Source organism: Paraburkholderia flagellata (genome assembly GCF_021390645.1).
GTDB classification, from domain to species: domain Bacteria; phylum Pseudomonadota; class Gammaproteobacteria; order Burkholderiales; family Burkholderiaceae; genus Paraburkholderia; species Paraburkholderia flagellata.
Genome location: NZ_JAJEJT010000002.1, coordinates 670,715 through 690,715, shown reverse-complemented (window position 1 = coordinate 690,715; position 20,001 = coordinate 670,715). Strand labels below are relative to the sequence as shown.

The 20,001-nt window shown below is 67.1% G+C and carries 18 protein-coding genes and 1 riboswitch; of the genes, 8 read left to right on the top strand and 10 right to left on the bottom strand.

All coding sequences use genetic code 11. The features are described 5' to 3' along the window. Nucleotides 1-10 precede the first annotated feature (10 nt). Entirely contained in the window at nucleotides 11-688 is a 678-nt protein-coding gene (locus L0U83_RS17540) for a MarC family protein (protein ID WP_233885048.1), read from the bottom strand. A 245-nt stretch (nucleotides 689-933) separates the two neighbouring features. Here L0U83_RS17540 and L0U83_RS17535 point away from each other — a divergent pair, with 245 nt between their 5' ends. Both L0U83_RS17535 and L0U83_RS17530 read left to right on the top strand, forming a co-directional pair. Further along, the gene (locus tag L0U83_RS17535; RefSeq protein ID WP_233885047.1) at nucleotides 934-1,149 is read left to right on the top strand and encodes a DUF3311 domain-containing protein; all 216 of its coding nucleotides are present in this window, start codon (nucleotides 934-936) and stop codon (nucleotides 1,147-1,149) included. Next, nucleotides 1,146-2,621 carry a sodium:solute symporter family protein gene (locus L0U83_RS17530; RefSeq protein ID WP_233885046.1) on the top strand — a complete coding sequence of 492 codons (1,476 nt, stop codon included), beginning with the start codon at nucleotides 1,146-1,148 and terminating at the stop codon, nucleotides 2,619-2,621. Before L0U83_RS17535 ends, L0U83_RS17530 begins: the two co-directional genes overlap by 4 nt. 62 nt (nucleotides 2,622-2,683) lie before the next feature. Here the strand turns inward: L0U83_RS17530 and L0U83_RS17525 are convergent, their stop codons facing one another. Next, a complete protein-coding gene (locus L0U83_RS17525) occupies nucleotides 2,684-3,301 on the bottom strand; it encodes a glutathione S-transferase family protein (protein WP_233885045.1) in 618 nt (205 codons plus the stop codon). Nucleotides 3,302-3,314: 13 nt separating this feature from the next. Continuing rightward, nucleotides 3,315-3,680: a YciI family protein gene (locus L0U83_RS17520; RefSeq protein WP_201698760.1), complete on the bottom strand. Its 366-nt coding sequence runs from the start codon at nucleotides 3,678-3,680 to the stop codon at nucleotides 3,315-3,317. A 111-nt stretch (nucleotides 3,681-3,791) separates the two neighbouring features. Between L0U83_RS17520 and L0U83_RS17515 the strand changes: the two genes are divergently transcribed. After that, on the top strand, nucleotides 3,792-4,238 hold the full coding sequence (locus L0U83_RS17515) for a MarR family winged helix-turn-helix transcriptional regulator (protein ID WP_233885043.1): 447 nt from the start codon (nucleotides 3,792-3,794) through the stop codon (nucleotides 4,236-4,238). Between the two features lie 2 nt (nucleotides 4,239-4,240). Here the strand turns inward: L0U83_RS17515 and cobM are convergent, their stop codons facing one another. Genes cobM through cbiE form a run of 3 tightly spaced genes read right to left on the bottom strand, consistent with a single transcriptional unit; the run spans nucleotide 4,241 to nucleotide 6,935 of the window. Then, complete coding sequence (gene cobM, locus L0U83_RS17510) at nucleotides 4,241-4,972, bottom strand: precorrin-4 C(11)-methyltransferase (RefSeq protein WP_233885041.1); 732 nt, start codon at nucleotides 4,970-4,972, stop codon at nucleotides 4,241-4,243. Next, nucleotides 4,969-5,712 carry a cobalt-precorrin-6A reductase gene (locus tag L0U83_RS17505; protein WP_233885040.1) on the bottom strand — a complete coding sequence of 248 codons (744 nt, stop codon included), beginning with the start codon at nucleotides 5,710-5,712 and terminating at the stop codon, nucleotides 4,969-4,971. The genes cobM and L0U83_RS17505 overlap by 4 nt, the downstream gene beginning before the upstream one ends. Continuing rightward, the gene (gene cbiE / locus L0U83_RS17500) at nucleotides 5,709-6,935 is read right to left on the bottom strand and encodes a precorrin-6y C5,15-methyltransferase (decarboxylating) subunit CbiE (protein ID WP_233885039.1); all 1,227 of its coding nucleotides are present in this window, start codon (nucleotides 6,933-6,935) and stop codon (nucleotides 5,709-5,711) included. The genes L0U83_RS17505 and cbiE overlap by 4 nt, the downstream gene beginning before the upstream one ends. A 106-nt stretch (nucleotides 6,936-7,041) precedes the next feature. After that, a riboswitch (cobalamin riboswitch) is annotated at nucleotides 7,042-7,216 on the top strand. 97 nt (nucleotides 7,217-7,313) lie between these two features. On the opposite strand from cbiE, the gene cobG reads away from it, so the two are divergent. The 4 genes from cobG to cobJ are packed head-to-tail and all read left to right on the top strand — an operon-like array spanning nucleotide 7,314 to nucleotide 11,762. Beyond that, nucleotides 7,314-8,711, top strand: a complete 1,398-nt coding sequence (gene cobG / locus L0U83_RS17495; RefSeq protein ID WP_233885038.1) for a precorrin-3B synthase — start codon at nucleotides 7,314-7,316, stop codon at nucleotides 8,709-8,711. Next, on the top strand, nucleotides 8,704-9,330 hold the full coding sequence (locus L0U83_RS17490) for a precorrin-8X methylmutase (protein ID WP_233885037.1): 627 nt from the start codon (nucleotides 8,704-8,706) through the stop codon (nucleotides 9,328-9,330). The genes cobG and L0U83_RS17490 overlap by 8 nt, the downstream gene beginning before the upstream one ends. After that, nucleotides 9,331-10,062, top strand: coding sequence for a precorrin-2 C(20)-methyltransferase (locus L0U83_RS17485; RefSeq protein ID WP_201698754.1), 732 nt, complete (start codon nucleotides 9,331-9,333; stop codon nucleotides 10,060-10,062). It begins immediately after the preceding gene. Beyond that, a complete protein-coding gene (cobJ, locus tag L0U83_RS17480; RefSeq protein WP_233885035.1) occupies nucleotides 10,050-11,762 on the top strand; it encodes a precorrin-3B C(17)-methyltransferase in 1,713 nt (570 codons plus the stop codon). Before L0U83_RS17485 ends, cobJ begins: the two co-directional genes overlap by 13 nt. A 4-nt stretch (nucleotides 11,763-11,766) precedes the next feature. On the opposite strand, the gene L0U83_RS17475 is transcribed toward cobJ, so the two are convergent. Then, nucleotides 11,767-13,323: a sensor domain-containing diguanylate cyclase gene (locus L0U83_RS17475; RefSeq protein ID WP_233885034.1), complete on the bottom strand. Its 1,557-nt coding sequence runs from the start codon at nucleotides 13,321-13,323 to the stop codon at nucleotides 11,767-11,769. A 225-nt stretch (nucleotides 13,324-13,548) separates the two neighbouring features. On the opposite strand from L0U83_RS17475, the gene L0U83_RS17470 reads away from it, so the two are divergent. Then, nucleotides 13,549-14,478: a flagellar brake protein gene (locus tag L0U83_RS17470; protein ID WP_233885033.1), complete on the top strand. Its 930-nt coding sequence runs from the start codon at nucleotides 13,549-13,551 to the stop codon at nucleotides 14,476-14,478. Nucleotides 14,479-14,485: 7 nt separating this feature from the next. On the opposite strand, the gene L0U83_RS17465 is transcribed toward L0U83_RS17470, so the two are convergent. The 3 genes from L0U83_RS17465 to cobN form a co-directional block, all read right to left on the bottom strand. Further along, a complete protein-coding gene (locus L0U83_RS17465) occupies nucleotides 14,486-15,070 on the bottom strand; it encodes a vWA domain-containing protein (RefSeq protein WP_233885031.1) in 585 nt (194 codons plus the stop codon). An 80-nt stretch (nucleotides 15,071-15,150) separates the two neighbouring features. Next, a complete protein-coding gene (locus L0U83_RS17460; RefSeq protein WP_233885029.1) occupies nucleotides 15,151-16,194 on the bottom strand; it encodes a magnesium chelatase ATPase subunit I in 1,044 nt (347 codons plus the stop codon). Further along, the gene (cobN, locus tag L0U83_RS17455; protein ID WP_233885026.1) at nucleotides 16,191-19,985 is read right to left on the bottom strand and encodes a cobaltochelatase subunit CobN; all 3,795 of its coding nucleotides are present in this window, start codon (nucleotides 19,983-19,985) and stop codon (nucleotides 16,191-16,193) included. Before cobN ends, L0U83_RS17460 begins: the two co-directional genes overlap by 4 nt. Between the last annotated feature and the right edge of the window lie 16 nt (nucleotides 19,986-20,001).

Sequence of the window (20,001 nt, the reverse complement as noted above, 5' to 3'; positions counted from 1 at the left end):
GAAAGCACCGCTACTTCGCGGCGTGCAGGTCGGCGATCGGCGTGAGAAAGCCGGTGAGGCCAGTCAGTATGATCTGCACCCCGATGCACAGGAGCAGAAACGACGACACGCGCATGGCCACGCGCGTGCCTTCCACACCCAGGTACTGCGAAAGCCGCGCAGCGCGGCTGTACACGTAATAGATCACGAGCATGACGAGCGCGGAAATCACGATCGACGCGAAGCTCGAGAGCAGCCACGCCGAAAGCTTGTGCGTCCGGTTGGCGTTCAGCGCAATGGCCGTGGCGATGGAGCCCGGGCCCGTGGTGAGCGGTATGGTCAGCGGAAAAAAGGCCTTGCCGGAGGCCGAACTCGCGCTCATGGGCTTGACCGGATGATCGGCCGGAAGCGGCTCGGGCTCGGGCGCGTTGAGCATCTGCCAGCCACTCACTGCCACCGCGAGGCCGCCGCCAATACGCAGCGCTTCCATTGAAATGCCGAAGAAATGCAGGATCGGCGTGCCCACGAAAAACGCCGCAACCAGCACGAAGAATGCATTGATCGCGACGCGCTTGGCGAGCAGGCGCCGCTCTTCGTCGGTGAGGTTCGCGGTGCGGTCGAGAAAAACGAAGGCAACGCCAATGGGATTGATGATGCTGATGAGTCCGGTAAAACCGAACAGGATGTCTGAAATCAGGCTCTCGATCATGGAGTCGATCCGTTAAGGGCATGCGCACATAGCGCGCCGGGCTGCGAGAAGTGTAGCCGGATCGGCGTTCGGCGTGCCTGAACGATGTCGCCCCGTAACCGTAAAAATGGCGCGTTGCACCAATATTTACGGCAAGCGCTTCAGTATTTTTGGCAGCTTTACGGGGCGCGTTCACGAGCATAGAGTGGGTAGCCTCGCACCCCGACGCGACGTTTCTTTTCTTCTCATATCAAAGAGGAGTTGCCATGTCACTGCGGTTGCTCGCTGCCTTGCCCTTTATCGGCATCCTGTTAGGGGTGCCGTTCGTCAATCGCACCGAGCCACTCGTGCTCGGCATGCCGCTCGTGCTGGCGTGGATCGTCATGTGGGTCGTGCTGGCCGCGGCGATCATGGGCATCGTCTACCGGCTCGATCCGGCCAACCGGCTTTCGGGCGAAGCGGATGCGGAGGTGCGATCATGAGCGCCCTCATCATCATCGCGGCGATGACCCTGGTCGCGCTCTATCTCGGCATGCGCGCCCGCCGCGGGCACGACATGAGTCTCGAGCAGTGGGCCGTGGGGGGCCGCAGCTTCGGCACTGCGTTCGTGTTCCTGCTGATGGCGGGCGAGATCTACACGACCTTCACGTTCCTCGGCGGCAGCGGCTTCGCCTATGGCAAGGGCGCGCCCGTCTACTACATTCTGGCTTACGGCACGCTTGCGTACATCCTCTCGTACTGGATGCTGCCGCCCGTCTGGCGCTTCGCCAAGCAGCACCGGCTCGTCTCGCAGCCGCACTTCTTCGCGCGCAAGTACCAGAGCCCCGCACTGGGCGTGCTCGTGGCATGCGTGGGCGTGCTCGCGCTCGTGCCGTATCTCGTGCTGCAACTGAAGGGGCTCGGCATCATCGTGACGACGGCCTCCTATGGCGCGATTTCCTCCACGGCGGCGATCTGGATCGGCGCGGCCGTGGTCACGGCTTACGTGATCGTTTCGGGCGTGCGCGGCTGCGCGTGGAATTCGGTCGTGAAGGACACGATGATTCTCGCCATCGCCGTGTTCCTCGGCGTCTACCTGCCGATTCACCACTACGGCAGCCTGAGCGAGATGTTCCGCGCGATCGACGCCGCCAAGCCCGGCTTTCTCACCTTCCCGGCGCGTGGCCAGAGCGTGACGTGGTTCCAGTCCACCGTGCTGCTCACGGCGCTCGGCTTCTTCATGTGGCCGCACACGTTCATGTCGGTCTACACCGCGAAGAACGAGCGTATCTTCCGCCGCAACGCGATGATCCTGCCGCTTTATCAGCTCATCCTGCTGTTCGTGTTCTTTTGCGGCTTCGCGGCCGTGCTCAAGGTGCCGGGCCTGAAGGGCGGCGACATCGACCTCTCGCTCTTCCGCCTCGCGCTGCAAACGTTCGATCCGTGGTTCGTGGGCGTGATCGGCGCGGCGGGTGTGCTCACCGCACTCGTGCCGGGCTCGATGATCCTCACCACGGCTTCGACGCTGCTCGCCAACGACATCTATCGCGGCGGCCTTGCGAAGAGCGCGGACGACGCGCAAGTCGCGAAGCTCGCTCGCTTTTTCGTGCCGGTGATCGCGCTCGTGGCGGTAGGCTTCACGCTCAACGGCGGCGACACCATCGTCGCGCTGCTGCTGATGGGCTACAACTTCGTCACGCAACTCTTCCCGGCGATGGTGTGCAGCCTTTCCGCGCGCAATCGCGTGACAAAGCAAGGCGCGTTCTGCGGCATCTTGGCGGGCGTGCTCGTGGTGATCGTCACGACGCTCACGCATGTGAGCGTGGCTCAGCTGATTCCGTTCGCGCCGGATGCGCTCAAGGACATCAACATCGGTTTCCTTGCGCTGTTCGTGAACGTGATCGTGCTTGCCGTGGTGAGCACGGTGACGCAGCCGCGCACGCATGTCGATCATGAGCATGCGCGGGCGCATTGACGTGAAGTAACGCGGTAGCAAGGCGGCCCAATCGGCGTGATCCGATTGGGCCGTTTTTCTGTTTATGCTGCCTTGCGTGCTTCGGCGATGCGCTGCGGCGCCTCGGGCCGCGCATAGAGGCGTTCGAGATACGCCTGCAAGCGCGGAAAGCCCTCCAGCAGTTGCACTTCGTTGGCCCAGTCCATCAGATAAACCGTCACGCAGTCGGCAACCGAAAGCCTGTTACCGACGATGAACTCGCGCCCTTCGAGGTGCTTCTCGAGGACGGCGGCCATGGTCTTGAAGTCCTCCCGCGCGAGTTCGATATCGGCGGGGCTGCGCTTGTCCGGCGGATAAAGGAAGGAGTGCCGAGTGATTCTCCAGAGCGGCTGTTCCAGTTCGGTGACGGCGAACAGGGTCCAGCGATACGCCTGTGCCCGCTCGTCGAGATCCTTGGGCAATAGCTGCTTCTCCGGATATTTGTCCGCGAGATACAGCACGATTGCGGCCGATTCGGGAATCACGCGATCGCCGTCCACGAGTACGGGAACCTTGCCCGCGGGATTGATGCGCAGGTATTCGGGCCGCCTGTGCTCGCCTTCGAGCAGATTGACCGTGATGAATTCGAAATCGGCGTCGACTTCCTTGAGGCCCCATAACGCACGTTGCGAACGAGTGCCTGAAAAACCGTAGAGTTTCATGACGCGGCTCCGTTCATGCACCAGGAATCGGCAGAACGGGCATCACTTCGACGGCCTCGCCCGGGAAAATCGAAAAATGGGGATGGCCTTCGAACAGCTTGGCGGCCTCTTCGTGCGATGCGGCGCGCAGAACGGTATAGCCTGTTAGCGCGTTGGACGTATCCGCGATGCCACGCTCGCCAATCGATTTGGTCTTGCCGAGCGGGCCGCCCATGTCGACGATCGACGCCTTGTGCTTTTCGACCCACGCATGCCAGGCGGCAATGCCCTCTTTTTCCTTCGCGTGCCGATCTGCTTCGGAAAGCGCCGCCCACCCCTTCATGCGCGCGTTGTCCTTGGTGCCGAGAAAAACAGCGAGAAACAGTTTCTGATCGCTCATGTGTCCTCCATCTGCTGTGTTGACTGATCCAGCTACGGGTCTGAAATCGGGGCAACGGCGTGTCGCCCATCCGGCCTTGACAGCATAGGTTGATATCAACATAATTGCAACATGGCACGCGCAAAGAAACTTCCCTTCGAAACCACGCTATTAGTGCGCGATTGCTGCCTGTGTTTGCATATGCAGCGGGCAGCGCGGAATCTCGCGCGCATTTTCGACGACGTGCTGCGCCCGCTCGATCTCACGAACGGCCAGTTTTCGCTGCTGATGTCGCTGAACCGGCCCCATCCGCCCGGCATGAAAGATGTCGCGTCGCTGCTGGCCATGGACCGCACTACGCTCACGGCCGCGCTCAAGCCGCTGGAGCGGCGCGGACTCGTGGTCATCGAACTGGACCCAGAAGACAAGCGCAGCCGTTTGCTGAGCCTTACTGACGATGGGCATCGACTGCTCAATGCGGCATTTCCGATCTGGCAGCAAACGCATGAGGAAATCGAAAGGGAATTTGCCAACGGCGAAGTCGACAAGCTGCGCGAGCATTTGCGAGCGCTTTCGTAGCCCTACCGCTTCGACGCCCCATACAACGTCGAATCCGCAAAACCCTCTGCCGCGAGCACACGCCCCACGAGAATCAGGGCAGTACGCTCGATATCCGTTGCCAGCACCTTCTGCGCGATATCCGCGAGCGTGCCTGTCACACGCTCCTCGTCGGGCCAGCTCGCGCGATAGATCACCGCCACGGGGCAATCCTCGCCATAGTGAGGCCGCAATTCCTCGACGATGCGCCCGACATGGCGCACGCCCAGGTGGATCGCGAGCGTCGCCTGGTGGCGCGCGAGGTCGCCTAGCTGCTCGCCTTCGGGCATCGATGTTTTCGTGGCGTAGCGCGTGAGGATGAGTGTTTGCGAAATACCGGGCAGCGTGAGTTCGCTGCCGAGCGCCGCCGCGCACGCAGCCGCCGCGGTCACGCCGGGCACAACTTCATAAGGAATACCAAGCATACGCAAGCGCCGGATCTGCTCGCCGATTGCGCCGTAGAGCGACGGGTCGCCCGAATGCACACGCGCCACGTCGAAGCCTTGGGCGTGCGCGTTTTCGAGCAACGCGACGATCTCATCCAGCGTAAGCGGTGCGGTATCGACCACCTTGTGCGCACGGTGGCCTTCGAGCACGGCGGGCGGCACGAGCGAACCGGCGTAGAGAATAACGGGGCAACTGCGCACGAGGCGCTGGCCCTTCACGGTGATCAGTTCAGGATCGCCCGGCCCTGCGCCGATGAAGAAAACGGTCATGCGTGGAAACTCCGCTGATTGTAGTTCGCGAGTGCATCGATCGCTGCTTGCGCCGAGGTGAATTCGCGTTGCGCATCCGGCAGCGGCGGCCGCTGCATCATCACCACGGGCAGGCCCATCTCGCGCGCGACGGCGAGCTTCGCTTCGGTCGCCGCGCCGCCACTGTTCTTGCTGACCACGACGTCGATATGCGCTTCGATGAAAAGAGCGCGCTCGCCTTCCGCTGCGAACGGCCCGCGCGCGTCGATGATGCGTGCGCGAGCGTGGCCCGGATGCGCTTCGAGGCAACGGACCGTCCAGTGCTGCTGTTCCGGCACTTCGTTCAGATGCGCAAGCGGTTCGCGCCCGAGCGTGAAGAGCGGACGCGCGAACGGCGCAAGCGCTTCGACTACGCCGGGCCAGCCGCTCACCATGCGCCAGTCGTCGCCGGGCTGCGGCTGCCACGGCGCACGCCGCAGCGCCCAGTACGGCACGTGCGCCGCAACGCAGGCACGCGCCGCGTTGGCACTGATCTGCGCGGCGTAGGGATGCGTGGCGTCGAAAACGAGCGCGATGTCTTCGTCGGCGAGAAAGCGCGCGAGCCCTTCTGCCCCACCGAAGCCGCCCACACGCACGGCGCAGGCGAGATCGGCGGGCACGCGGCCGAGGCCCGCAAGCGAGTACACGTGCTGCGGGCCGAGCGTGCGCGCAATCGCCAGCGCGTCGCCGGTGCCGCCCAGCAGCAGGATGCGCGCCGTCATGGCTTGACTGCCTCGTAGATCGTGACGGGCAACGCCTGCCGCCAGGTATCGAAGCCACCCAGTGGCTGCGCCTCGCCAATGCCGATACGCGTGAGCGTGCCGCCGTGCTGCGCGCGCCACGTCACGAGTGCCGCTTCGCTTTGCAGCGTCACTGCATTCGCGACGAGCCGACCGCCGCTCGCGAGCGCCGCCCAGCACGCGTCCAGCACACCGGGCACGGTCACGCCGCCGCCGATGAATACGGCGTCGGGCGCGGCGAGTCCTGCGAGCGCTTCGGGCGCGCGGCCCGCAACGAGTTGCAACCCTGGCACGCCCAGCGCGGCGCGATTGTGTTCGATGAAGCGTTGACGCTCGGCGTGCGCTTCGATCGCGATCGCGCGGCAAGCCGCGTGCGAGCGCATCCATTCGATGCCGATCGAGCCGCTGCCCGCACCCACGTCCCAAAGCAACGCGCCGGGCGTGGGCGCGAGGCGCGCGAGCGTGAGCGCGCGCACGTCGCGCTTCGTGAGCTGGCCGTCGTGGCGGTAGGCGTCGTCGGGAAGGCCGGGCGTGAGCGTCCAGCCCTGCGCGGGCGCATTCGCAAAATCGCTTTCGCATTCGAACGCGACGAGATTGAGCGCCGCGGTTTCGTCGACGTGCCACGCATCGGCGCGGCCTTCGATGCGGCGCTCGAGCAGGCCGCCCAAATGCTCGAACACGGCAAGACGCGTGGCGCCGAAGCCCGCTTCGGCAAGCAACGCGGCGAGCGCCGCCGGCGTGCGCCCATCCGCGCTCAACGCAAGCACGCGCGAGCGCGCGTAGAGATGACGGCGCAGCGCATCGAGCGGACGGCCGACGAGCGAGACCATCGACGTATCCTGCAACGCCCAGCCCATGCGCGCCGCCGCGAGCGAAAGCGACGAGGGCGCGGGCAGCACGCGCATTTCACCGGGCGCGACACGGCGCGCGAGCGTCGCGCCCACGCCGAACAGCATGGGGTCACCGCTCGCGAGCACGCATACGGGCGCATTCGACTCGCGATGCGCGAGCAGCGCCTCGACGCTGAACGGCTGCGGCCACGCTTCGCGGCGCGCACGCACGCGCGAGGGCAGCATCGCAAGATGGCGTTCGCCGCCCGTCACGACGGCCGCGTCGAACAGCGCGCGCCGCGCGTCGCGCCCGAGCCCCGCGTAGCCATCGTCGCCTATGCCTATAACCGTCAGCCATGCCTGCGTGCCCTGCATTCGTTCTCCCGCTTTTGCCTGTTCTGCTGCCTGTTTTACTGCCTGTTTCTCTGCGCCGCCATCGGCCCGCGACCCCATTGTCGGGCGGAGCGCGCGTGAAAACGGGCATAATACCGTGTCCGCCGGCGCCTTTAAGGCATAACTGGGAACACAGCAAACTGTGGCCGCCCCCGCGACTGTGAGCAGCGAGACCGCATCCACCCGAGCCACTGGTTTTACCGGGAAGGCCGATGCGGTCCACGACCTGCGAGCCAGGAGACCTGCCGGCCGAATGTTCGTGCGAACCCATATCGGGCGGGGTGTACCGATACCGCTGCCGTTTCCCGCTTGCCGTGCGGGCAGCGCGCCGCTCTCGCGCAATGCTTACCCGGTATTCCCTTGAACCACGAAACGAAGCCCGTCTCGCCCGCTACTGCATTGGCCGCGCTCCGCCCCTCGGCGTGCCCCGGGCTCGTGCGCGTGGTCGCGGCGCGCGACGGCGGCTTGTGTCGCATCCGCCTGCCCGGCGGCGTGCTGAGCGCCGCGCGTGTGCACGCCCTCGCCGATGCTGCGTCGGCGCATGCCACCGGCGTGCTCGAACTGACCAATCGCGCGAACGTGCAGATTCGCGGCGTGCGCGTGGGCGAAGAGGCGGCACTGAGCGCCGCGCTAATCGGCGCGGGCCTCGGGCCCACTGGCATCGACGCCGCAAGCCCGCTCGAGCGCGCATGCGCCGCCGACGAGTTGCGCAACGTGATGCTGAGCCCGCTCGCGGGCGTTGACCCGAACTCTTTGTGCAACACGGCAGCAATCGCCGCCGAACTCATCGACATGATGCAGCGCGAGGCGCGTTTCGCCTCGCTCTCGCCCAAGTTCGCGCTGCAACTGGACGGCGGCGAGCGCATGGCGATGCTCGAGCATCCGCACGACGTCTGGCTCGCCGCGCTGCCGCACGGCGCGACGGTGCGCTTCGCGGTGGGCCTCGCGGGATGCCCGACAACACGGCCAATCGGCACACTCGCCGCCGAAGACATTCGCGCATCGATGCGCGCGCTGCTCCATGCGTTCCTCGATCTAGCGGACTCGGATGCAACCCGCATGCGCGACGTGCTGGCCGCACACTCGCTCGATGCGCTGCTGCAACGCGCGCAAGCTCATGGCGACTTCGCGCTGATGCGTGACGACGCCGCGCTGCACGCGTGGCGTCGCGAGCCGAGTCCCGCCGACTTGCGCCTGGGCGCGCACGCGCTGCACGCTGACGGCAGCGGCTACGTGGGCGCGCAGCCCGCGCTCGGCCGCATCGACGCGCATACGCTGCGCGCGCTCGCCGCGCTCGCGGAAGACTCGGGCGATGCGACGCTGCGGGTGACGCCATGGCAAGGCCTGCTGCTGCCCAACGTGTCCGCGCACGCCATGGCCGCCACGCTCGAACGCCTGCACGCGCTCGGTCTCATCGTCTCGCGTGCCGATCCGCTCGCGCGCCTCATCGCCTGCACGGGCTCGGCGGGGTGCGCAAAAAGCCGCGCCGACACGAAAGCCGACGCACAGCGTCTCGCCGCCCTGCTGCCGCCCGACACCGAAGCGCACCTGAGCGGCTGCGAACGCTCCTGCGCGGCCGCGCATTGCGCGCCGTTCACGCTGCTCGCAAGCGACCCGGACCACTACGACCTGTACCAGCGCGACGACACGCAAAGCGGCTTCGGCCAGCGCTTTGGCCAGCCCGTCGCGCGCAACCTGACGATCGAAGCCGCTGCGCTCGCACTCGCGCAGCGGCCCCGGAGCACCCAAGATGTCTGATTACATCCGAGACGGCCAGGCGATCTATCGCGAGTCGTTCGCGACGATCCGCGCCGAGGCCGACCTCTCGCGCATTCCCGCCGACCTGGAAAAACTCGCCGTACGCGTGATCCACGCGTGCGGCATGGTGGACGTCGTCGCCGACCTCGCCTTTAGCGCAGGCGCGGGCAAGGCGGGCCGCAAAGCGCTCGCAGGCGGCGCGCCCATTCTCTGCGACGCGAAAATGGTCGCGTACGGCGTCACGCGCGCGCGCCTTCCCGCGAACAACGCCGTCATCTGCACGCTCGACGACCCCGCCGTGCCCACGCTCGCCCGCGAGCTTGGCAACACGCGATCGGCGGCCGCGCTCGAACTTTGGCGGCCGCATCTTGCAGGCAGCGTCGTTGCGATCGGCAATGCGCCCACCGCCCTCTTTCACCTGCTCGACATGATCGCCGCCGGCGCTGCGCGCCCCGCGCTCATCCTCGGCTTTCCCGTGGGCTTTGTCGGCGCGGCCGAGTCCAAGGCGCAGCTCGCCGCCGACAATCACGGCGTGCCCTTCGTCGTCGTGCACGGCCGCCGTGGCGGCAGCGCGATGGCCGCCGCCGCCGTCAACGCACTCGCTTCGGAGACCGAATAAATGATCCGCAAAGGACGTCTGCACGGCATTGGTGTCGGCCCCGGCGACCCCGAACTGCTCACGCTCAAAGCCGTGCGCCTGCTCAAGGCCGCCCCCGTCGTCGCGTATTTCGTGGCCAAGGGCAAGAAAGGCAACGCGTTCGGCATTGTCGAGGCGCATCTCGAAGCCGAGCAGGAACGCCTGCCGCTCGTCTACCCCGTAACGACCGAAGCACTCGAACCGCCGCTCTCGTATGAGGCGATCATCGCCGACTTCTACGACGGCGCCGCACAAATGCTTTCGCGCCATCTCGACGCCGGACGCGACGTGGCCGTGATCTGCGAAGGCGATCCGTTCTTCTACGGCTCGTACATGTATCTACACGACCGGCTCGCGGCGCGCTACGAGGCCGAAGTCGTGCCGGGCGTGTGCTCGATGCTGGGCGGCGCGGCGGTGCTGGGCGTGCCGCTCGTCTATCGCAACCAGAGCCTCGCCGTGCTTTCGGGCGTGCTGCCCGAGGACGAATTGCGCCGCCGTCTGGCCGACGCGGACGCCGCCGTCATCATGAAACTGGGTCGCAACTTCGACAAGGTGCGCCGCGTGCTGGGCGAACTGGGTCTCGCGCATCGCGCGCTGTACGTCGAGCGCGCGACGATGGCGAACCAGCGCATCGTCCCGCTCGACGACGTCGATCCGATGGCTTCGCCCTACTTCTCGCTGCTCGTCGTGCCGGGGGTGAAATGGCAGTCGTGACACCGCCCGCCATCGTCATTCTCGGGCCCGGCGCGCTTGCCACCGCGCGGCGCGTGCAGGCGCTTTACACGGGCGCGCAGATCCATGCGCTGCAAGGCCGCGTAGAAGGCGATGTCGCGTTCAACGAGCTTGGTGCGCATTTGCGCGAATGCTATACGCGCGGTATGCCCATCGTCGCGCTGTGCGCGGCGGGCATCGTGATCCGGTGCCTCGCGCCCCTGCTTGCCAACAAGGGCGCGGAACCGCCGGTGCTCGCACTCGCCGAGGACGGCAGCGCCGTCGTGCCGCTGCTTGGCGGACTCACCGGCGTCAACGTCATGGCGCGCGAAATCGGCGCCGCGCTCGCGGTTGCGCCCGCCATCACCACGAGCGGCGAATTGCGCTTCGGCACCTGTCTGCTCAATCCGCCCGCGGGCTATGCGCTCGCGAGCCTCGCGCAAGGCAAGCGTTTCGTCTCCGATCTGCTTGCGGGCGCAACGACACGCGTGGATGGCCACGCGCCGTGGCTCGCGAACGTCGATCTGCCGCGCGACGCAGCGGCGAGTCATGCCATACGCGTGAGCGCGCACGCCTGGAACGGCAGCCCCGACGATCTTGTGATTCATCCGCGCAGCGTTGTCGCGGCCGTGGGCACGCCGCATCAGGCGCTTGCTGAAAGCGTCCGCCGCGCGCTGCATGCACACAGCCTCGCGCCGCTCGCACTCGCGGCGCTTGCCGCCCCTTCCGCGCACATGTGCGATGCATCGCTCGCGCAGGCGGCAACGGAACTCGGCGTACCGCTGCGCTTCGTCGATAGCGCGGAGTCCACGCCGCAAGCCACGCTCGCCGCGCTCAACGTTGGCGCGGACGTCGAGCGCCATGCGCCGAACGAAGACGGCATCGCGCTCGCCTGCGCCGCCGCGCCGCTCGACCCGCTCGCGTTGGGCCGCGCGCGCGGCAAACTCACGGTGCTCGGCCTTGGCCCCGGCCGCGCCGATCTGCTTACGCCCGCCGCGCGCGCCGCGCTGGATGACGCGACCGATATCGTCGGCTACGCAACCTACGTGGAGATGGCGGGACCGTTTCGCGCAGACCAGCAGCGCCACGCCACCGACAACCGCGAAGAACTGCAGCGCGCCCGCCACGCGTTCGAGATGGCGAGCGAAGGGCGGCGCGTCGCCGTGGTCTCGTCGGGCGACCCCGGTGTGTTCGCGATGGCGGCCGCCGTGCTCGAAGCGCTCGAAGGCGCCGACGACCCGCTCTGGCATGCCGTCGAACTGTCGATCGTGCCAGGCGTTTCCGCCGCGCTCGCCACGGCGGCGCAGGTCGGCGCCCCGCTCGGCCACGACTTCTGCATGCTTTCGCTTTCCGACAACCTGAAGCCCTGGACGGTGATCGAAAACCGCCTGCTGCATGCGGCACAGGCCGATCTCGTGATGGCGTTCTACAACCCGATCTCGCGCGCGCGGCCCTGGCAGCTCGATCGCGCCCTCGACATCGTGCGCAGCGTGCGCGCGCCGCACACGCGCGTGGTGCTGGGCCGCGACGTGGGCCGCCCCGGCGAGACACTGCGCGCCACGACGCTAGGCGAGCTGCGCTCGGCCGACGTCGATATGCGCACGATGGTGATCGTCGGGTCGTCGGCTACGCGCGGGTTCGCTCGCGCCGACGGCGGCGAGTGGATTTATACGCCGCGCTGGTATCGTGAGGATGCCGAATAGACAATCACGCTCCCGCCTTCAAGGTGGGTAGCGAGTCGCGCGGGTCGGGTGGCGCGCCCTCGAATTCGCGCGCCTTCACCTGGTTGCGCCCCGCCTGCTTCGCCGCGTAAAGCTGCGCGTCGGCGGCGCGCAGCAGCGCCTGCGCGCCCGTGCGCTCGCGCGGCACGCAGGTGGCGCAGCCAATGCTCACGGTCAACGTGCCGTGTTCGCTGTGCTCGTGCACGATTCCCAGCGCCGCCACTTGCTGGCGCACCCCTTCCGCGATTGTCACGGCGCCATCGAAAGTCGTGGCCGGCAGAACCACGGCGAATTCCTCGCCGCCGTAGCGCGCAACCATGTCCGTCCCGCGGCGGCAGGCCTCGCGTATCGCTCTTGCTACGGCGGCGAGCACTTTATCGCCCTGGGCGTGCCCGTAGAAGTCGTTGAACAGCTTGAACTTGTCGATGTCGACGAAGAGCACCGAAAGCGGCTCGCCCGCGCGTCTCGCATGCTGCCATTCGGATTCGATGCGCAGGTCGAGTGCGCGCCGGTTGTATAGGCTCGTGAGCGCGTCGGTGACCGCGAGACGTTCGAATTCCTTTTGCGTGGCCAGCCGCGCGCGCATCGAAAGCGCGAGCAGCCACGACGAGGCGGCGATGAGCGCACCGAAGATCAACGCCATCGGCGCATAGATACGCAGGCGTTCGTGCCATGCGTCGAGCGCGCCGTCCACGGAAGGCGCGACGACCGCGATGAGCGACGTGTGCGGAACGCGCTTGAACGTATAGATGCGCTCGACCTTGTCGTCCTCGCCCGCGGCGATGAACGAGCCGTCACTCGTTTTCAGCATCGGCTGGATGTAATCGAGTCGGCCGATTTGCGCGCCCACTTCGTAGTCCGAATAGGGGCGGTGCGCGAGCATGGTCCCGTCGTCCAGCATGATGAACGCGCTGCCCTTGGGGTCGACGTCGATCCGATCGAACAGTTGCTGAAAGTACGCGAGCCGCAGCGTGAGCAACACGATGCCGCCAAACGATCCATCGTGCTCAGTCACGCGGCGCGAGAGCGCAATCGAATAGTGGCCTTCGCGCGCACGCGAGCGGATCGGGTCCGAAATATACATGCCGACCGAGCGGTCGTGCTGCATAGTGAAATAGTCCCGGTCTGCGAGATTGATGCCCGGATGCGTTCGACCGTCCTGCGATTCGACGATGTGGCCGCTCGCGTCGACGTAGAACGCGTCGTCGAGATAGGCGCCGGCCGCCACGCGGCCGAACAGCAGCTTGCGGCGGATGTCGGGCGGCAGGCTTTGCGTGCGCGGGTCGCGGGCGCTATCGGCCGCATCGAGCAGCAACAGGTCGTAGATGCCGTAATTCGCCTCCAGGTCATTCGACATCAACGAGACGAGTGCGGCCGAATTGTGCTGCGCGCTGGCGATGGCCTGCGAGCGCTGCTGCATCAACCCCAGCAGCACGATGGCCACGATGGCCGCGCCGACGAGCGAACCCATCGTGCCGACAATGAATGGATGGCTCCCGACCCACTGCATGAGCGCCCGATGCCATTGACCGGGGATTCGCAAACATCGTTTCCAGAGCTTCATGAGGCGTTTTCTCTTGCTCCGCTCGCTAGGCTTGCTACGCGTGCCGGCCGATTACAGATTGCATTCAGGATTCATCATACTGCCGCTGCCGAAATCGCCTTCGAATCCCGGCACGCACTCAATTTCCCTGCCCAAGCGCCGTAAACCAGTTGAACCCGCGAAGCCGATTCGCGACGCGAACCGCTCAACGACCAGCCTGCGCCGATGACCAATCCGATCACTGAAGCTCAAGCCGAAGCCGCCCCGCTCACGCCGGACGCCATGCCGGTAGGCGAGCCGCTCGCCTGGCCCGTCGTCGATCGCGACGGCGCGCTGCTGCTCGACGCCGGCTCGGTGCTGGTGGGCGAAGCGGAGCGAGACTTTCTGTTCCAGCACTTCGCACCGCATCGCGGCGACGTAGAGAGGCCCGAAGTCGCACCGCAGAGCGCAGCGGCTACGGCAGATGCCGGCGAGGCGGCCGCCACCACGCGCGACATGCACCTGAACATCGGCGCGCTGATGGGCCTGCGCCCGGAAATTGGCGCGAGCGGCGCGCCCATGCACCCGTGCCGCCTGATCGGCTTCGCGCCGAACGAAGCGCTCTTCGTGACGACTCCCTATGTCGATGGCCGCCCCATCGCCATCACGCCGGGCGAAAACGTGGAGATCGTCGCGATCGCGAGCCAGGCCGTCTATCGCTTCGTATGCACCGTGCATGCGCTCAGCCACGCGCCGCTCGACTACGTCGTGGTTTCGCAGCCCGCCAACATCCGCCGCCTGCGCGAGCGCCGCTCGATTCGCGTGCGCGCGCAATTTCCCGTGCGCTATGGCATTGGCGAGGAAGGCGCGGGTTATGACGGCGTGGCGCTCGCACGCGGCATCAGCGCGCTCGGGCTTTCGGTGAGCGCGGCGTGGGCGCTTGGCAAGGTTGGCGAGCGGCTGCGCGTGTCATTCCAGCTACGTTCGGGCGACAACGCTACAGCGATCGAAACCACCGCAGTCATCCGCAACGTGCAAACGGAAACGGGCAACCCCGCGCAAGCGACGCTCGGTCTCGAACTCGACCGACTCACGCCCGCCGAGCAGATGGCGATGAAAGTCTACGTGTTCGAACGTCAGGACGACGTGCTGTCCTGGACCAGCAGCATGCGCTAGCGGCGGCTCACGCGAGCAGCGCCTGAGCGTCCACGCACTCGCCGGCCCATGCCTGCGCGAGCGCCTCGCAGCGCCCCACACGCAGCGCGCCAAGTTCGCAATCGATCACCGTGACGTGATCGGCGGAATTCGGACGTGCAGGCCACTGCGTCGTGCGGCCGTCGCTGAAGAGCCAGAGATGGCGCGCGCGCGCCGGGTCGCGGCGCGCGGCCGTCTCCAGCACTCGCGCCGCTCGGCCAATGCCCGCTTCGAGCGGCGTGCCGCCACCCCCGCCGATAGGCTCGATCCAGCGCTCGTTCCACCAGCGCGGCACCGCGGGCCCGAAACGCAGTTCGGCACCCGCGCCGCCGAAGGCGATCAGCGCCACTTCCACCCGTTCGGCGCGAGCGCGGTCGAACAGCGCGATCAACAACCCCTTGGCGAGCGCAAGCTGACCGCGCGCAAGCATGGAGGCCGAGCAGTCCAGCACAAAGCAATGGAGCGCGCCGGAACCCGTCTTGCGTTTGGTGAAGCGGAAATGTTGCGCTTGCAACGATCCTGCGCGTTTGGCCGCGAGCGTGGGCGGCCAGGCGATGCGCTCACCCTGCCTCACGACTTGCGCGGGACCGCGCCCCGGGCCTTCTCGCCGTCGAGCGCCGCCCTGTGCGAAGGCGGCGGCCTGTGCTCGACGGGTCAGCGTTTTTTTGCGGGCAGCGGAATCACGCCCTTTACCGCCTTCGCGGCGACGGGCTCGGGCGGCAATTCACCCCAATCGGCATCCGGCGTTGTTTCGGTGTGCTTGTCTTCTCGCCTGGGTGCGGAAGTGGAGAGGGGCGGCTGCGGCTCGGTGGCAGACGGCGCATCGGAGCGCTGCGGCATGGCGTGCCGCCGATGCGCGAGCACGCAATCCGCGACCTCATCGACGTGTTCCGGCGTCACGGCATCCGCGCCTTCGAACGCGGCGAGCGCGCGCGCTGCACGCAGCATCACAAGGTCGGCGCGCAAGCCGTCAACCGCCGCCTCAACGCAACGTTGCGCCGCGCGCTCATGCACGGCATCGCTCCACGCGAGCTTGCCGAGCGCGTCGCGTGCCGCCGCGATGCGCTGCGCGAGCGCGCGCTGATCGGCTTCACGCGCCGCGCAAAACGCGCGCGGATCGGCGTCGAACGCAAGACGCGCCTTGACGATGCGTTGCCGCAGCGCCGCGTCATAAGGCGTGCCGAGTTCGACCATCAAGCCAAAACGGTCGAGCAGTTGCGGACGCAACTCCCCCTCTTCGGGATTCATCGTCCCCACCAGCACGAAGTGCGCGTCGTGCGAGTGCGAGACGCCATCGCGCTCCACGGTGTTCACGCCGCTCGCCGCCGCGTCGAGCAGCACGTCGACGAGCGCATCGGGCAGCAGGTTCACCTCGTCCACGTAGAGCACGCCGCCGTGGGCGCGCGCGAGCAGCCCAGGCGCGAAGCGCACCGCGCTCTCGCGCAACGCCGCTTCCAGGTCGAGCGTGCCGATCAGCTTGTCCTCGCTCGCGCCAAGCGGCAGCGTGACGAACGCGCCTTCCGGCAGCAGCGCCGCAAGCGCGCGCGCCGCCGTGGATTTCGCGGTGCCGCGCGGCCCGCTCACGAGCACGCCGCCGATTGCGGGGTCGATGGCCGCGAGCAGCAGCGCGCGCTGCAACGGCGCCTGGCCAACCAGCGCGGTAAAGGGAAACGCGGGACGCGTGGCCGCAGCGCTCATGGTCCTGATCCTTCCAGATGCTGCCCGGCTTCGAGCAGACGGTGTTCGAGTTGCGCGCGATGCTCGCCCGGCTCCTGCCAGAGACCGCGCTGGATTGCTTCGAGCAGACGCTCGCACACGGCATGCAGCGCGTGCGGATTGTGGCGCTGCATGAAGGCGCGCGTGTCGTCGTCGTGCACATAGGCGTTCGCGACGAGCGCGTACTGATGATCGCCCACCACGCGCGCGGTCGCGTCATAGCCGAACAGATAATCGACCGTCGCCGCCATTTCCGCCGCGCCCTTGTAGCCGTGACGCTTCACGCCGTCGATCCACTTCGGGTTCACCACGCGCGAGCGGATCACGCGCGCGATCTCCTCGTGCAGCGGACGAATGCGCGGCGCCGCGGGGTTGCTGTGGTCCGCGTGATAGAGCGCGGGCTGGGCCTGCGAAAAGTGCCGCGCCGCCGCGGCCATGCCGCCCTGGAACTGGTAGTAGTCGTTCGAGTCGAGCAGGTCGTGTTCGCGGTTGTCCTGGTTCTGCAGCACGACGTCGAGCGTCGCGAGACGCGCGCGGAATGCGTCGCTCGCCTCATCGCCCGCGCTCTTTTGCGCATAGGCGTAGCCGCCCCAGGCCTGATATGCGTTCGCGAGATCGGCGTCGGTTTGCCACTGGCGATGGTCGATCATCGACTGCAGCCCCGCGCCGTAAGCGCCGGGACGCGCGCTGAACACGCGCCAGCCCGCGCGGCGGCGCGCCTCGTCGGCGGCCATGCCGTTTGCGACCAGCGCGTCGCGCTCGCGCAGCACACGGGCGCGCAACGGGTTCTGGTGCTCCGGTTCGTCGAGATCGGCCACGGCCTGCACCGCTGCGTCGAACAGATGCATCACGTTCGGAAACGCGTCGCGGAAGAAGCCCGATACGCGCAGCGTCACGTCGATGCGCGGCCGGTCCAGCGCCTCGACCGGCATGATCTCGAAGTCGGTCACGCGCTGGCTGCCCGCGGCCCACTTCGGCCGCACGCCGATCAGCGCGAACGCCTGGGCGATATCGTCGCCGCCGGTGCGCATCGTCGCGGTGCCCCAGACCGACAGCCCCACGGCGCGGGGGTAATCGCCGTGCTCCTGCAAATGACGCTCGATGAGTTGCTGCGCCGATTTCATGCCGAGCGTCCACGCGGCTTGCGTGGGGATGGCGCGCGTATCGACGGAGTAGAAGTTGCGCCCCGTGGGCAGCACATCGGGACGGCCGCGCGAAGGCGAACCGCTCGGGCCAGGCGGCACGAAACGGCCTTCGAAACCACGGCGCAGCTGGCGCATTTCTTCCGGGCCGCAGGCATCGAGGCGCGGCAGCACATCGCCGTGCAGGCGTGCGAGTACCTGGGCCGCGTGCGGCAGCGATTGAGCCGCCGCATCGTTTCGTTCGCCTGAGCAAATGCCTTCGATCAACGTGGCCGCGAGCATTTCCAGGCGTTCGCGCGTATCGCCCGCATGACGCCACGGCGTATCGCTCACGCTTGCGAGCAGCGGTGCACGCGGGCCTTGCCACGGCGCAGCCCAATCCACCGTGGCCGGATCGACGAGGTGATCGATGCGCAGGTCGCGCGCGATCGCGTCGATGAGGCCCGCGTTCGCGCCCTGCCCGTCCCCGCAGGCGTAACGCCCGAGCGCGAGCAGCGTATCGCAACGCTGCTGGCCCTGCGGCGATTCGCCGAACGTGTGCAGGCCATCGCGAATCTGCGCTTCCTTCAGTTCGCAGAGGTAGGCGTCGGCGCGCGTGAGGAGTTCGTCTTCTCCAGCCTGATCCTTGGGCGCGGCGACGCTCAGTTCTTCGTGCAGCCGATGCTCGATGATGGTCGCGAGTATGGTCTTGCGCAGCAGCTTCGCACGGCGCGGGTCCACCATCAATGCTTCGTAATACTCATCGACCTGACGTTCGAGGTCTTGCAGCGGCCCATAGTTTTCGGCGCGCGTGAGCGGCGGCATCAGGTGATCGACGATCACGGCCTGGGCGCGGCGCTTGGCCTGGCTCCCCTCGCCCGGATCGTTGACGATGAACGGATACAGATGCGGCAGCGGCCCGAGCGCCATGTCGGGCCAGCAGGTGTCGGCAAGCGCCACGCTCTTGCCCGGTAGCCACTCCAGATTGCCGTGCTTGCCCACGTGTGCGATGGCGTCGATGCCGAACGTCTCGCGCAGCCAGAAGTAAAACGCGAGGTATGCGTGCGGCGGCACGAGTTCGGCGTCGTGGTAGTTCGCGTAAGTGTCGTCGCCGCGCGAGCGCGAAGGCTGGATGCCCACGAACACCTGGCCGCAACGCCAGCCCGCGATCATGAAGCGGCCGCGCCGCACCGTGGGGTCCGCTTCCGGCGGGCCCCAACGCGCGATCAGCGCGTTCTGCGCTTCGGCGGGCAGTTGCGAGAAGCGCGCGCGGTAGTCGTCGAGCGAAAGGCTCTGCCATGCCGGGCGCAACGCGCGCGTGTCGGGATCGTTCGTCACGCCTTGCGTGAGGATGCGCATGAGCGCGTCGCCGTCTTCGGGCAGATCGGCTACACGGTAGCCTTCATCGCGCAGCATGCGCAGGATGCCAACCACCGAGGCCGGCGTGTCGAGTCCCACGCCGTTGCCAATGCGCCCTTCGCTCATCGGATAGTTCGCGAGCACGAGCGCGAGCTTTTTCTCTGCGTTGGGCAGGCTGCGCAAACGGCACCAGCGGCGCGCGAGTTCCGCGACGAAAGCCACGCGCTCCAGGTCGGGCTGATAACGCACGACATCGACTTGCGTCGCTTTGCAGTGATACGCGAGGCCCTTGAAACTGATCGCGCGCGTAATCACGCGGCCGTCCACCTCGGGCAGCGCGATATGCATGGCGATGTCGCGCGAGTTCAGGCCGTGGTTGTCCTTGACCCAATCTTCGCGGTTGCCGCCGCTCAGGATCACCTGGAGCACGGGCGCGTCGCCGGCGAGCGCGAGCGGTTCGGGGTCGTCCAGCGACGAAGCCGCAAACGCCGTGGTGTTCAGCACGAGCGAGACGTCGTGCTCGGCTGCGAGTTGATCGAGCACGTCGCGGCTCAAGGTGTCCTTGAGCGAGGTGATCGCAAGCGGCAGCGGGTTCATACCACGCGCCAGCAGCGCGGTAATGAGCGCATCGAAAGCGGCCGTGTTCGCGGCCTGCAAATGCGCCTTGTAAAACAGCAGCGCGACAACCGGTGCGCCGGGTTGCCAGCGCGCGCGCCATTCGTCGATGGTCGCGACGTCGCGCTGCGGGCAATACAGCGCGGCGGCCGGCAGCGCGATGGGCGGCGCCGGCTCGCTGCCCCAATCGAATGCGCGCCACGCGAGCGCGCGTAGAAACGACTCGGCGTTCGCCGCGCCGCCTTCGCGCAGATAACGCCAAAGCAGGCGGCAAAACTCGGGCTCGGCGCGGCTCCTCGCGATGAGATTGGGGTCTTCCTGCAAGTCGCCCGAAAACATCGCGAGCAGTTGCCCGCGACGCTGCGCGAGCGAGACGACCTGCTCGATGCCGTAAGGCCAGTACGTTTCGCCGCCCAGATGATCGACCACCACCACCCGCGCGTGCTGCAACACGTCTTCGATGTAGAAGTCCACCGATGCGGGCTGGCGCAGGTACGTGACGTTCGCGAGCCGCACGCCCGGAAAGCCCGCTGGCAGGCGCGGCACGACGCTCGCCAGGAGCGCGAGCGTGGTGTCCGCCGAACTGAGCACGACGATTTCGGCGGGCTGCTGGTCGATACGGATGACGCCCTGCGTGTCGTCGACGAAACCGCCCGGCGTGGTGCGCAGCAAATGCATGGTACGGCCTCGTCTA